At 64.0% G+C, this 13,394-nt stretch carries 9 protein-coding genes; 2 read left to right on the top strand and 7 right to left on the bottom strand.

The window, feature by feature from the left end:
• Position 1 precedes the first annotated feature (1 nt).
• The 4 genes from BMW28_RS02910 to BMW28_RS02895 all read right to left on the bottom strand — a co-directional run bounded on the left by BMW28_RS02910 (position 2) and on the right by BMW28_RS02895 (position 5,929).
• A complete protein-coding gene (locus BMW28_RS02910; protein ID WP_091813598.1) occupies positions 2-2,557 on the bottom strand; it encodes a hypothetical protein in 2,556 nt (851 codons plus the stop codon).
• A 396-nt stretch (positions 2,558-2,953) separates the two neighbouring features.
• Complete coding sequence (locus tag BMW28_RS02905; protein ID WP_091813595.1) at positions 2,954-4,069, bottom strand: patatin-like phospholipase family protein; 1,116 nt, start codon at positions 4,067-4,069, stop codon at positions 2,954-2,956.
• Positions 4,070-4,208: 139 nt separating this feature from the next.
• Positions 4,209-5,093, bottom strand: coding sequence for an ATP adenylyltransferase family protein (locus BMW28_RS02900; RefSeq protein WP_091813592.1), 885 nt, complete (start codon positions 5,091-5,093; stop codon positions 4,209-4,211).
• Positions 5,094-5,119: 26 nt separating this feature from the next.
• Positions 5,120-5,929 (bottom strand): enoyl-CoA hydratase, encoded by an 810-nt coding sequence (locus tag BMW28_RS02895; protein ID WP_091813589.1) that lies wholly within the window; start codon positions 5,927-5,929, stop codon positions 5,120-5,122.
• A 217-nt stretch (positions 5,930-6,146) separates the two neighbouring features.
• On the opposite strand from BMW28_RS02895, the gene BMW28_RS02890 reads away from it, so the two are divergent.
• The gene (locus BMW28_RS02890; protein WP_091813587.1) at positions 6,147-6,830 is read left to right on the top strand and encodes a glutathione S-transferase family protein; all 684 of its coding nucleotides are present in this window, start codon (positions 6,147-6,149) and stop codon (positions 6,828-6,830) included.
• Positions 6,827-8,119 carry a multifunctional CCA addition/repair protein gene (locus tag BMW28_RS02885; protein WP_234969952.1) on the top strand — a complete coding sequence of 431 codons (1,293 nt, stop codon included), beginning with the start codon at positions 6,827-6,829 and terminating at the stop codon, positions 8,117-8,119. The genes BMW28_RS02890 and BMW28_RS02885 overlap by 4 nt, the downstream gene beginning before the upstream one ends.
• A gap of 68 nt (positions 8,120-8,187) precedes the next feature.
• Here the strand turns inward: BMW28_RS02885 and BMW28_RS02880 are convergent, their stop codons facing one another.
• The 3 genes from BMW28_RS02880 to BMW28_RS13115 all read right to left on the bottom strand — a co-directional run bounded on the left by BMW28_RS02880 (position 8,188) and on the right by BMW28_RS13115 (position 12,902).
• A complete protein-coding gene (locus tag BMW28_RS02880) occupies positions 8,188-11,805 on the bottom strand; it encodes an Ig-like domain-containing protein (protein WP_091813584.1) in 3,618 nt (1,205 codons plus the stop codon).
• Between the two features lie 158 nt (positions 11,806-11,963).
• Complete coding sequence (locus tag BMW28_RS02875; protein ID WP_091813581.1) at positions 11,964-12,713, bottom strand: OmpA family protein; 750 nt, start codon at positions 12,711-12,713, stop codon at positions 11,964-11,966.
• 6 nt (positions 12,714-12,719) lie between these two features.
• Complete coding sequence (locus BMW28_RS13115; protein ID WP_234969950.1) at positions 12,720-12,902, bottom strand: hypothetical protein; 183 nt, start codon at positions 12,900-12,902, stop codon at positions 12,720-12,722.
• Positions 12,903-13,394 lie beyond the last annotated feature (492 nt).

Genomic DNA, 13,394 nt, shown 5'->3' with positions numbered 1-13,394 from the left:
TTCACAGCCTCCAGTCGGCATCGCCAAAGGCGACCACGCACAGCGCCATCGGCTGGCTCGCCAGCAGTGCCCGGCACTTGGCCTGTCGCAGCAACTCGCCCAGATGCGGCTGTCCGCCAGTTGCAGCCACTTGCTCCAGCAGGTCCGCCACGATGCGTGTTCCCACCTGCACGGCATGTGCTCCCAGCACCGTGGCAATCGTCGACACCACCACCGCCGCCCCGGCCTGGCGGAAGGCGCTCACGTGCGAGGAGAAGGGTTCGGTACTGCCTGCCGTGTCACACCCCAGCAGCAGTACCAGCGGCGGATCGCCCCCCGGCCGGCGCACATGCCACGGCCCATGCGCAGCAGCCCCCTCTACCGAGCCCACCGGGTAGAAGCGGATGCCACGGGTGCGGATGGTGCTGTTGCCCAGTTCCAGTTCGCGGGTGGAGCCGCTGCCGGTGTTGTGCGGAAAGGCCACCAGCCATTGCGGCGCATGGGCCTGCACGGCAGTCGCCCATTCGTCCCAGTCCTTCACCCGCTCCACACTGCCTTGCAGATGCGTCCGCAACTCATGCAGCAAGCCGTCCACGCTGCCATGCGCCACGCGTCCGCTATGGCCCACCACGGCACCTGCCTGCAACTGCAGCTTCTCACGCGCCTGCGTCGGCTCGCTCAGTACCACCAGCGGGTGCCCTGCATCGGCCTTCGCCGGCGCATCCTGCACGTGGCGCTCGATCACCTTGCGCAAGCCCCAGAAGCCCATCGGACAGACATGCCGGCCCGGATGACGCTGCCCTTCGCAGCCGGGATTGCAACGCCCCTGCGCCAGCGCCTCCCGATGCTGCGGGCAGACACTGGCCCCGGATCCGGTTCCCAGCTCGTAGTCGTACACAAACTCCAGCGGAATCACGGCATCGCTGCGGGTCTGCACCAACTGGATGTGGCCCACCTGATCGGAACGCACATCCAGTGCACCTTCCCGGTTCTGCGCGAGTTGATCCAGTACCAGTTGCGCATACAGTTCCCGCCCGCAAAATGCCAAATCAAGCAACAACTGCGGATTGTCCTCGGCATCGAGCCCCTGACCGTGACCCTGCGTGTTGTGCGCCACCGCCGAGAGCAGGGTCCCGATTTCTCCCGCAACCTGCTGCACGCCGGTCAGGTCCGTGGCCCAGGCCTTGCCACCGCTCACCGATGTCGCGCGGGCCGTGCCATCTGCATCCGGTGCACCTGCCACCAGCGCCAGATCAAAGCGCCTGCGTGCGTCCAGGCTGCTCCAGTCATGGCGCACCTCGGCTTCGGTTTCCAGTATGATCCGCCTGCGTCCCGCAGCCTGGCGCGACGGCACCACCTGTGCCCGCAATTGGGCCGTCTGCAGCACCCGGTTGCGGTGCAAAACGGCAATGCGCGCCAGGAACGCCCCTTCGCGCCGCGGCACAAAGTCGAACAAGGCCTGCGTGCTTTCGCCGGTGCGAGGCAGGGTAATGTCCTGCTGCAGCGGCGCATCAAGCTGACCGGGCTCGTGGAACAGCACGGTGAGCCGGTGGCTGCCCTCGTTCGGCGGCAACTCCCGATCCGGGAAAGCATGGCTCCCGCTTTGCCAGCCGCTGGCCTGCTGGCTGCCGATCCGCACCTTGAGCAGCACCGGCTCGCCCAGAACATAGGCATTGCGAATCTGTCGCAGCCGGCCGTCCCTGGACTTCACCCAACTCTGTTGCTGCAGATGGCGAGCTGCCACCTGTTCGGCCTGCGCCTGCGCCGCCTCCTGCCGCAATGCCTGAGCGGCTTCGGTCATGGCACTCGCCTCATGCGCCTCGCCTGCATAACGATGGCGCACACTGGCACGCCGGATGGCCTTGCCCAGTTCATGCGCCTCCGTCTGCAAGGCATCAGGCGCTCCCCCCACCGGAACGGGATCAGCGCTTCCCAGCTGATGCATGGCCTGCGTGCTCATCTTCACGCTGGCGCCCCTTGGCTGTCGCACCAGCCTGGCGGACAGCTCTGCCATCTGCGCGCGCATGCGCCAGTGCTGCAGCAAGCCTGCTCCGGCGGCCAACAGCGCAGCGTGACCGAACACCGCGCGGACCACCAGATCAAGCGGGCGATCCTGCATCATCTGCAGGCATGCCTCCCGCACACGCTCAGCCAGCTCGCCTGGCGGCAAGGGCTCCGCGAGCAGCACGATGCCGCTGGCAGACACGCGGGACACCAAAGCCTGCACCAGGGCTGCGGCCCCCGGCCGCCCCGCGTCATGACCGTTGACCAGCACCAGCCTGGCTTTCAGTTGCAGCGGCGATTGCAGCAAGCCTGCCAGCGCCCGCTCCAGCGGCTGTCCGAACACCAGCAATGCATGCCGCTCGGCATCCGGTGCCGCCGGCACATAACGGAAAGGCCAATGCGCCGGCTGAAAATCATTCAGGCGCCCCAGATGCGCCGCCGCCGGATCATCGGGCAATGCCGACACGGTCAAGGGAAAGCGCAGGGCCTGCATCTCGGCCCAGCCCGGCCCGCCGCGGATGTGTACCCCTGCCACCTCGTCCGGCAGCAGCAACCATTGTGCCAGGATGGCCACCTGCGCCCAGGGCAGGGCTGCGTACGCTACTTTATGCCCTCGGGGGATCGATTGCCGCACGATCCTGAAAGCAAGCCGCCGATGCTCCCGCACCAGGGCATGCCAGCGCTCCAGCAAGCGCTCCGGCGCCGGCAAAGCTCTCAGTACCGCTGCTTGCCAGGCCTCGCTGGGACTTTCAGAGCGCCCGCGCGACAGGACGCCTGCAACGCCCGGCCAGGCCCATTCCAGCCGGTACGGGTCCGGACCACCGCCCCGCCCCTCATCGCCCGCTGGCGCCGCAGACCCCATCCCGGCCACCGCAAGACAACGCGCAAAATCCAGATCCGCCAGCCCAAGCCCCCAGGCCTTCAGGAACAGGCGATCTCTCCCGTGCAACGACATGGCCGGCTCCCTGCGTCAATGCGGTGCAAATTCCGGCAGCGGCCAGCCCGAGGCGGGCGCCAGCGGCAGGCGTGCGCGAGTGCGCAGCGCTGCATCCGCCAACGCATAGGCCCAGTTGATCAGCACCCCCTGTGTAGCCGCATCCGTACTGGCCAGCCGCGTGGGCACGGTCTGCAGTCCGCGTGTCATGGGGTTGTCGCCAGAAAGCACCCCGCTCGCACCGTAATCCGCAATCTGTGTGCCAATTCCCCAGTAGGCACCGCGCCGGCGGCCTTGCGCAAACTCTTCCACCAGCTGCCGCTTGCGCAAGGCCCGCCCCTGGTCGATGAAGATATCCCGGATACGCGAGAGCTGGCTGAAATAGTCGGACCGTACCGAAGCCTCCATCGTGAACGGCGCGCCGGCGTCGCTCACCAGCTGGATGCCCTCATTGAGCGATTCCAGGCCCATGTTGTCGTAAATGCCGCCGTCGGCCAACACGATCTCGCGACGCAAGTCGCGCAACAAGCCACTGTCCAGTTCCCAATCCGCATCCTGCCAGTCAGCCGGGTCGGTATCCAGGGTGACTGGAGAAAAGATCGGCGGAAAGGCACTGGAAGCCGTCACCGCCGTGGCCAGCAAGGGATTGGCCACGCGGTTGGTTCCCAGGCGGTAGTCGGCCAGCATGTCCTGGCGAAACCGGAAGCTGCGCCCGGTTTGCAGGTTGGTGGCATAAAACACGAACAGCGGCACCTGACTGGTTTGCCGCGCCGGCAAATCATGCATGCGCAGGTCGCCAAACAGCTCGTCGCGGTAGTGGCGGCACAAATAATCAGCCGCCGAGCGAAAAGGGGTGATCCAGCCGAGCAGGCCGGCCTCCACATCGGCGGTCAGCGCGCAGAACTGCTGCACCGTCTGCACCACCTCCTCGCGAAAATTGCGCGCCCTGCCATCATGAAAATCCAGCGCGTGCCAGCGGCTGGCCAGAATACCCGCCATGATCGAGCCGCCGGACACGCTGGTGACACGGTCCAGCCGCCCCAGCAGGCCGGCATCATTCAGGCGCCAGAGGCTGCCCAGGCCGAACAGCGTGGCCCGAAAGCCGCCTCCCGACAGTGCCAGACCGAGGGTTGTTCCGTTTGCAAGCGCCATGATCCGCTCCCTCGCACCGCCCCGTGCCAGACTGGCACAACGGTAGCGTGCATGGAGGCATGCTAGCAGCATCCTTGCGGCGTGGACACCCGCATTTTCACGGCCCTGCGGCAGGCGCACGCGCGCTGCGGCGCCAGGGTCACAACCGCCCGAAACCCACCTCCGCCAGCACCTGCAGCGGCCCGGCCTGCTGCACCAGATCCACCTGCTCGCGCGTGCGGGTGTACAGCGTGCCGCCAAAGCAGATCGCACTCAACGAAATGCCCTCGTACTGCTCCTGGCTGCGCGGGATCAGCAGCATCCAGCCATCACCGGCCAGCATGTTGTAGGGCGGCATGAGGCGGTCCGCGCCGGGCTGCAGGCCCAGTTCGGCGCAGCCCTTCTCCCAGGCCTGCTGCAGATTGGCGGCGGCCTGCTCCACGGCCATGCCGGGGCCGCTGTGCACCCGCACAAAGCAGTGCTGCATCGACAGCGCCGGGTGGCGGGCCACGCCCAGGGGCGGCAGATCCTGCGGCAGACCGGCGCTGAACAGCGCCAGACCGGCATTGTCATCGGTAGAGGGAATCCACTGCACGTGCTTGTGCCGCTGGCTGGCACCGGCGGCCGTACCGCCGTTGTATAAACCCAGTCCGCCCGCTTCCGTCATCACGCGCGCCAGCGCGGTGAAATCGGCCGCCGTGAGCGGCAGCAGCTGCTCCTCGAACTCGCGGCAGGCCAGCACCAGATGCTGCACGCTCAACGGAAACTTGTTCAGGATCGCCACATGGGTATCGCCCAGCGGCCCCACCGTCAGCTCCGGATCGGGGTTGAGAAAGGGATTGAAATTCGGATCCCGCGGCCCGCCGGGGATTGCGGCCGGCTTGCTCGCATCCTTGGCAGCCAGCGACGACACCCAGCGCACCACAAACGGCAGGCCCTCCTGCTCGATCCGGATCTGCTCGGACTGCACGGGCTGCAGGGCACCGCTGGCCAGCGCGCTGGCGCTGCGGGCGTCGACGGACTGCATCAGGGAACTCTGGGACATGGGACTCTCCTCCTTTTTCGTGGTTATCAGGTTTTCCAGACCGGCGGCCGCTTCTCGATGAAGGCATCGATGCCCTCGGCCGCATCCTCCTCCATCATGTTGCAGGCCATCACATCGGCCGCATAGGGATAGGCATCGGCCAGCGGCATCTGGCGCTGGCGGTAGAACATGGCCTTGCCGTGGCGGATGGCGGCCGGGCTCTTGGCGCAGATGCTGTCGGTGTAGAAGGCCACAGCGTCATCCAGCTCGGCCTCAGGCACCACGCGGTTGACCAGGCCCCAGTCCTCGGCCGTAGCGGCATCGATGAAGCGGCCGGTGGCCAGCATGTCGAACGCGCGCTTGCGCGACACATTGCGTGTGAGCGCCACGGCCGGCGTGCTGCAATACAGGCCCACATTGATGCCCGAAACCGCAAAGCGCGCACTGTCGACCGCCACCGCCAGATCGCAACTCGCCACCAGCTGACAGCCCGCCGCCGTCGCAATGCCCTGCACGCGCGCGATCACCGGCACCGGCAGCTGCTGCAGCGACTGCATGGTGCGGCCGCAACGGTTGAACAGCTCCAGGTAATAGTCCTTGCGGTACTGGCTGCGCATTTCGCGCAGATCGTGGCCGGCGCAGAAGGCCTTGCCGTGCGCCGCCAGCACGATGCAGCGCACCGAAGCATCCTGAGCCGCATCGGCCAGCGCGGCATCCAGCGCGTCCAGCATGCCCTCGGACAGCGGGTTGAACTGACGCGGACGGTTCAGCCACAGCGTGCGTACACCGCCCTGCTGCCCGACCTGCACAAAGGCTTCATCCACGCTGCTGCTGGAAGACAAATCACTGGAAGACATGCGCGCGCCCCTTATCGCCATAAAAAAACAAGGCACGCGCGCATGGCTGCCGCGCGTGCACACCTGCCGGGGAAAGCCTACGCCAACGCCCCCGGCCAAAGACTGGAATGCCTCAAGCATAGTCGCAAAACCCTGCCGAAGGCATCGGTTCAAACCAGCACGCCCGTGCCTGGGTTACAGTCAGGGCATTCCCTTTCCTACCTGCGAGGTGCACCTCATGCTGCAACTGCATATCGGCAACAAGAACTATTCTTCGTGGTCCATGCGGCCCTGGGTGCTGCTGCGCCAGAGCGGCATTGCCTTCGAGGAAGTGATGCACCGCTTCGACAGCTTTGCGCCCGGCTCCGGCTTCAAGCACTCGCTTGAAGCCATCAGCCCGACCGGCAAGGTGCCGGTGCTGGTCGATGACGGCCTCGCCATCTGGGACACGCTGGCCATTGCCGAATACCTGGCCGAGCAGTACCCGCAACACGCGCTCTGGCCGCAGGACCGCGCCGCACGCGCCCAGGCCCGCAGCGTCTGCGCCGAAATGCACAGCGGTTTCACCGCCCTGCGCAGTGCCTGCCCCATGAACATCGAGGCCAGCCTGCCCGATACCGGCGCCCTGCACTGGCGCGACAACGCCGCCCTGCGCGCCGACGTGGCCCGGCTGGAACAGATGTGGACGGCGCTGCTGCAGCAGCACGGCGGCCCCCTGCTGTTCGGCGCCTTCAGCATCGCCGATGCCTTCTTCGCACCGGTCTGCATGCGGCTGCACAGCTACCAGCTGCCTGTCTCACCCAAAGCCGCGGCCTATGTGGAGCGCGTGCGCGCCCTGCCGTCCGTGCAGCAATGGATGGACGAAGCCCTGGCCGAACAGGATTTTCTGGATTTCGAAGAACCCTACCGGCTGCAGCGATGACCCGACGTATCCATGCCCGCATCCCCGGCGCCAGCGTCTACATGGTGGGCGGCGCCGTACGCGACGGCCTGCTCGGCCTGCCGGTGCAGGACCACGACTGGGTGGTGATCGGCGCCACCCCCGAACGGATGGTGCAGAACGGCTACCTGCCGGTGGGCAAGGATTTTCCGGTCTTCCTGCATCCGGAAACGCACGAGGAACATGCCCTGGCCCGCACCGAGCGCAAGACTGCGCGCGGCTACAAGGGCTTTGCCGTGTACAGCACGCCGGATGTCACGCTGGAGCAAGACCTCGCCCGGCGCGACCTGACCATCAATGCCATTGCCCTGGACGAACACGGCGCACTGGTCGACCCCTACCACGGCCGGCGCGATGTGGAGCAGAAGGTGCTGCGCCACGTGACCGAAGCCTTTGCCGAAGACCCGGTGCGCATCCTGCGCGTGGCACGCTTTGCGGCGCGATTTTCGGACTTTACCGTGGCACCGGAAACGCTGGAACTGATGAGCCAGATGGTGCACAACGGCGAGGTGGACCACCTGGTGGCCGAGCGCGTGTGGCAGGAGCTGTCACGCGGGCTGATGGAAAACCGCCCTTCGCGCATGTTCGAGGTGCTGCGTGCCTGCGGCGCCTTGGCGCGCATCCTGCCCGAAGTGCATGCGCTGTGGGGCGTGCCGCAGCGCGCCGAATCGCATCCGGAAGTGGATACGGGTGAGCACCTGATGCTGGTGCTGGACATGGCTGCACGGTTGCAGGCGCCGCTCACGGTGCGCTATGCCTGTTTATGCCACGACTTGGGCAAGGCCACCACGCCGCCTGAAGACCTGCCGCGCCATCCGGGACATGAGCAGCGCAGCGTGGACCTGTTGCGCCCCATGAGCGCGCGCCTGCGCGTGCCCACGCACTGCCGCGAGCTGGCGGAAGTGGTGGCGCGGGAGCATGGGGTGATCCATGGCGCGCTGTCGCTGTCGGCGGAAGAGACGGTGCTGTTGCTGGAACGGTGTGATGCGTTTCGGCAGCCCAAGCGGTTTGAGGAGGTTTTGCTGGCTTGTGAGTGTGATTTTCGGGGAAGGTTGGGACTGGAAGACCTTGTCTACCATCAGGCACCCTACTTAGTACACGCCCTGCACGAACTGCAAAAGCTGGACGAAGGCGCCATTGCACTTGCTGCGCAGCAGCAATGGCAGCATTTATTGTGTAGCAATGCCCTGTGTAATGACCACCCGAGCATTGGAAGCTACATTCGGGCAACCTTGCACAGGCAAAGAGTCAAAACAATAGGCTCGCTATAACCGAATTCGCTGAAGGAGGGACCACACGTTGAGTATGGCCTCTCCCCAGCACTGTACGCTGTACCCGGTCAGATCAGCACATAGGGACTGGCGTCCTGCATATCCGTCAGCGCAGTGGTCACCGCTCCGCCATCCGTCGCTGCTCCAACAGCAGGCGGCGTCGAATTCTGCTGAATATTCAACACTTGAGCAGTCGTCACATCCCCGTCTCCATCGGTCGCCGTGATGTCAAAGGTGTATTGCTGATCAGGCGCAATCTCTGTGTACGTGTACGAAACCGACTTCAACCTTGTCGTACCTGAAGTGACAGTCAAAACCAGGGTGTCAAACTGAATGGTCGGATCAATGGCCAAGGTAGACCCTGACGTACTTGCGGTACCCGACTGGCTCGCAAGAATCGTGGTTCCGTCCTCGCCGTAGTTGTAGGCTGTCCAATTCATTGTCGCCGTGCCTCCATCCGTCGTGAAGGTAATCGAGGTCAACTCCCTTCCATTCACACCATGGATGTTGTTGGTCGCCATATCCCCCGTCTCGAAGAACTCGAACACCATGCTCTCACCCGCGCTAAAGTGGTTGTTGCCAACCCCCATGCCTGGCACGGATGCATTGATGCCTTCACCATTCAGATACGCATTCACTTCAATCAGACCACCAGCAAAATCAATCCATGCCTTCGGCCCACCAGAATCCACCCCCAAGAAGCTGGCAGTAGCAGTAATGGGAGGCTCAGGAGTGATCAGTGTGAAGGAGTAAGTGCCATCCGGATTGACGTTCAAGTCATAGACAGGCTTCGTAAACCCAGCATCAGAGTACGCATGCAGGATCGTTCCCGTTGCCGTGTACTCAGTCTTGAAGAACAGCGATGGACCACTGGATTGCGCAATATCAAACTTCGCCCAACCATCTGCTCCCGAGCCATACTGGAAAGTTCCTGTTGCTACAGCACCCGCCTGGTTCGCAAGCGAGCCGGCAGTGAATGCTCCCAGCATGGATACGTCGTCATTGATCGTGACCGCCAAGGAGCCGTTCGCAGAATCCCCGTCGCCATCAGTGACCGTGAACGCGAAGTTCAGCAGCTTGTCGTCTTCACCTTGTGTTGCATGTACCAAGGGAGCATTGACGGTCAAGTCGTAGGAGCCATCTGCACGGACGACCAAAATGAGAGCAGGGCTCGCTTCAGGATAGCTGGCACTTACAGCCTTCCACGTCGTAGAACCATCAGCTGCAACGCTCGGTTCAAGCCAACTCACTGCCTCTTGCTTGGGCAGCCCATTGGCACCTTTGGCAATCACAGACAGTTCCGGGAGCGTCGTCATTGCGACGGATTTCAAACCATCAGCACCTGCGGCAAACAATGCTCCTGCATCGCCCGTTACGGTGTTGAGGTTCTCTACTCCGGTTTCCCGATTCGGCGGGAACAGCTTTTGTGCTTCGTCCTGGAGCAGCTTCGGAGCTACTGCGGTCTTGCCCACCGGCGTGTCATCGTTGATCTGCACCGTCAGCGTCGCTGCCGCCGTATCGTCATCCCCGTCGGTCACCGTCACGCCAAACGCAAAGTCCGTCGTCTCCTCCGTCGTGCCCGCCGTCGGGTTCACCACCGGCGCATTCTGCGTGTACGCGTACGAACCGTCCGCATACACCGTCAGCACCGCCACCGGCGTGGCCGTCGGGTAGTGCGTACTCGTGCCCGTCAGCGTCACGCTGCCGTCCGCGTTCGTCACCGGCGTCCAGCTCACATCCTCCTGCGTGGCAACCCCATTGGCATCCACGTAGATCGCCTTCATCGCCGGAGCCGTCACCACGATCGACGTCAGGCCATCTGCGCCCGCCGCAAACAGGCTGCCTGCAGCCGTGCGCGCAATGCTCTTGGCATCGGCCACGTCCCCTGTGCCATTGGCATTGCCTCCAGCCTGGATGTCATCATCGAGCACCGGCTCAGCCGTCACCGTCTTGCCCACCGGCGTGTCATCATCAAAGTTGATCGTGATCGTGCCCGTATCCATGTCCGCCGGCACATCACTGTCCGCCACCGTGTAGCTGATCACCACATCAATGTTGTTTTCATCGCTACCAGCCGGGTGCTTGATCGCATTGACCAGCGTCACCTTGTACGCGCCCGTCGCGCCATCGGTGATCTCCACCGTGAACAACACCGTGCCGGCACGCGCCTCTCCAGCTGCCACCGTCGCCGTCAGCAACTTGCCGTCCGCGCTCAGCGTATACGTCACCTGCTCCTGACCCACCGGACCATCGGCCGGCTTCACCAACGTGTAGCTCAGCGGCGTGTCCGAACCCGTGCCCGCCACCACGCCCAGCATGCCACTCCACACGCTCTCATCCGTCGTGTAGGCCCCCGTCTCGCCAGCGTTCTGATCGTCATCTCCCGTACCAACCGCAGCGTTGGCATTGGGCAGACCATCATCGTCCACCTTCGCCACCACATCCACCGCCACCGGAACATCATCCCCTTGCAGCGTGATGGTCACCGTCGCTTCAGCACTGTCTCCGTCCCGGTCGGTGTAGGTGTACTTGAACGTGACGTCTCCTTCCTCGCCCGCCGCCGGCGTATACGTGAACGTGCCATCCGCTTTCAGATTCAGCGTGCCCTTGCCAGTCAGCGAATCCGCCACCAGCGCCACCGGACCAGTTGCAGCAGCTCCATCCGCGCCTGCCTTGTCGTTTGTCGTCACATCGCCCGTGACCGGCGCGTTCTCCGCCGTTTGCGTGTAGGTGTCATCCTGTGCGCTCGGCACATCGTCCACGATCTTCACCGACAGTAGAGCATCAGCCTTGTCCCCGTCGTTGTCCGTCAGCGCAACCGCCAGGTCTTCAAACAGATTGTTGTTGCCATTGGCGTCGGGGTGTTGTTCGCGGTCCAGCAAGGTGTACTCATACGTCACCGTACCGGTCGCTGCGTCATAGCCCGTCACCTTCAGCTGGTTGCCCAGTGCAGTGGTGACCGTTGCGCCTGTCAGCGCGCCATCCTTGATCACTTCCACGCCCGCAATCGTCAGCGACTTCACGCCATCGGGCGAACTGATCGTGAACGTGCCCGAGCCCTTCTCTGCCGGGCTTTCCGGGTTGGTACCAATGGCCAGTGCGCTTTCCAGCACCGCTACGTCGCCACCTTCACCCTTGGGTGTCAAGTCCGTGATCACCGGCGTGTGATCCACCGGCGGCGGGGGAGTGCTGCCGCCACCTCCCAGTGCCGGAAGGATCAGCAACGGCAACCACCACAGCGGCACCGGCGCCACACTCGTGCCCAGCGCCTGCCCGGCCTGCACCCCATCGGCCAGCATGCTCACCGCATCCGTGCTCACCGCACTCTCCGGCACATACGGGTACACATTGCCGTTCTCGTGCGTGCCCACCAGCAGGTTGTCACTGCCTTCGCCGTAGCCAATCTCGCCGTTGTCCTTGTAGTAGTCCTCGATCACCAGGTCCGGCTGGTTCACGTCGCCACCTTCAAAGGCAATGTGCAGGTTCTTGCCCACCCGCTTGGTCGCCATGTTCTCCGGGCCATAGCCCGTGGCCTCGTCCGTGAAGTGGTACTTCACGTTGGCCAGCGCCTTGATGCGCACGCCCTGGCCCTTCGCTCCCGCTCCGCCTTCGCCCCCTGCAATGCGCAGACTCTGCACGGTTTCGCTGGCACTGTTGATGTTGATGGTGATGTTCTTCAGGCTCATGATCTTTCCTTGTTCCCCCTGCAGCGACTCATTGCGTTGGGCTGCGGGAGAGTTGGGGGCGGTGCCTGCTGCTGTGGGGCACCGCCAGGTTCTGATTCAGTCGGATGGGACCCGTCTCTCGGTCTTGCGCTGGAGCGGGGCGCACTGCCCCGCTGCCATCAGTTCGCTGCTGGCTGGGCAGCCTGTTGCGTGCCGTACAGGGTGATCTCCACCCGGCGGTTGGGCTGGTCGCAGGCCATGCGCTGCTTCGCATCACGCGGGAAGCGTGCGCGGCAGTCGCTCACCAGCAGCTGCTTCTCGCCGCGGCCATGCGCCACGATCTGGCTGCCTGGCAGCTGGCTCTGCGACAGGGCCATGCGCACCGTGTCGGCCCGGCGTTGCGAAAGGGCCTGGTTGTACATGTCGCTGCCCTCGGGGTCGGTGTGGCCGACCACTTCGATGCGGTCCACATTGGCCTTGCTCGCGGCAATGTCCTGCGCCACCTTGCGGATCTCTTCCTTGCCCTGGGGCAGCATGCTGGCGTAGTCGGACTTGTCGAACGGGAACAGGGCCGAGGCCTGCAGCGTGTAGGTCTTGAGCGGCACGGCGCACTTCAGTTGCACGCGCGGCAGCGTGTGGCCCTGCTGCTTGAGCTGCTCGGCCAGGGCCTGGCCGGACGTGGCGTCCAGTTGCTGCAGCACGGGCTTGCCGGCTGCATCGCCCACCACCTGGAAGTAGCTCACTTCACCGGCCGGGGTGGCGAAGCTCTGGCCCTGGCGTTCCTTCTCCAGGTAGCGCGTGCTCACGTCGGTGTAGCTGGCCGTGAGGCGGTTGGAGCCGACGCAGGCCGGGCCTTGCTGGAAGCCGCCGGGGGTGAGCGAGGTGAGGTATTCGCCGTTGATGAAGATGTTGACGGCCTGGCCGGGCACTGCCCCCTACTGGCGCAGGAAGACGGCGCTGGCTGCGTTGGCGTCCACGCTGGTGTTGACCTTGCCGGTGGTGAACTCGCGCGGATGGGCGTCTCCGCCGCTGGTGGCGCAGCCTGACGCCATCACAACGCATGCTGAAAACAGGGCAACTTGCGTGCCCCTCTGGAAAGACGTGTAGATACGGCTCATGCTTGACTCCTCCCGGGATCGCTCCCTCTTGTGGGCTAGCCGAACCGGCATCAAGCCGTCATCAAACGCACACGCGCCGGTCCGGTGTTTATTGCTTCACCCCAACGAAGTCGCCGCCGTGACTGCTCTCGCGGTTTCACCGCATACTTTTATTAATAAACAGACATAGCCCCAACTTTGCTCCGTTGGCATGTGAAAAGTATTGTTGCATGTAGCAAGCGTTTTTTGCGAGGTATTTCAAATACCCTTGAAAGTTCGTACATATCGGTGAAAAAATTCACGGATTTCACGCGATATTGAACGGCCAAGAAATTCCCAAGCAATTGAATTTACTGAACATTTCCTGAGGGAATGTGGTCGTTGGCCTGCATCCAACCATGAATGTGCACTATTTACCCCTCAAAATTAGGGGTGACACTGTGCGAAATGGGCTACTTTTGCATCTCTCCCCTGTGGGCGACAGGCTCTGTCACGCGGAAATCCCCCAAGTGC

Origin of the sequence: Allobrachymonas denitrificans DSM 15123 (genome assembly GCF_900110225.1) — a bacterium.
In the GTDB taxonomy this organism is placed as follows: domain Bacteria; phylum Pseudomonadota; class Gammaproteobacteria; order Burkholderiales; family Burkholderiaceae_C; genus Brachymonas; species Brachymonas denitrificans.
The sequence above is the reverse complement of the archived record's forward strand: the minus strand, read 5'-3'. Positions and strand labels throughout refer to the sequence as shown.

Excerpts from the sequence above, each read along its gene's own strand:
- BMW28_RS02905 (WP_091813595.1), bottom strand. The coding sequence starts at position 4,069 with ATGGCGCTTGCAAACGGAACAACCCTCGGTCTGGCACTGTCGGGAGGC.
- BMW28_RS02890 (WP_091813587.1), top strand. The coding sequence starts at position 6,147 with ATGCTGCAACTGCATATCGGCAACAAGAACTATTCTTCGTGGTCCATG.
- BMW28_RS13115 (WP_234969950.1), bottom strand. The coding sequence starts at position 12,902 with ATGAGCCGTATCTACACGTCTTTCCAGAGGGGCACGCAAGTTGCCCTG.
- BMW28_RS02880 (WP_091813584.1), bottom strand. The coding sequence starts at position 11,805 with ATGAGCCTGAAGAACATCACCATCAACATCAACAGTGCCAGCGAAACC.
- BMW28_RS02895 (WP_091813589.1), bottom strand. The coding sequence starts at position 5,929 with ATGTCTTCCAGTGATTTGTCTTCCAGCAGCAGCGTGGATGAAGCCTTT.
- BMW28_RS02885 (WP_234969952.1), top strand. The coding sequence starts at position 6,827 with ATGACCCGACGTATCCATGCCCGCATCCCCGGCGCCAGCGTCTACATG.
- BMW28_RS02900 (WP_091813592.1), bottom strand. The coding sequence starts at position 5,093 with ATGTCCCAGAGTTCCCTGATGCAGTCCGTCGACGCCCGCAGCGCCAGC.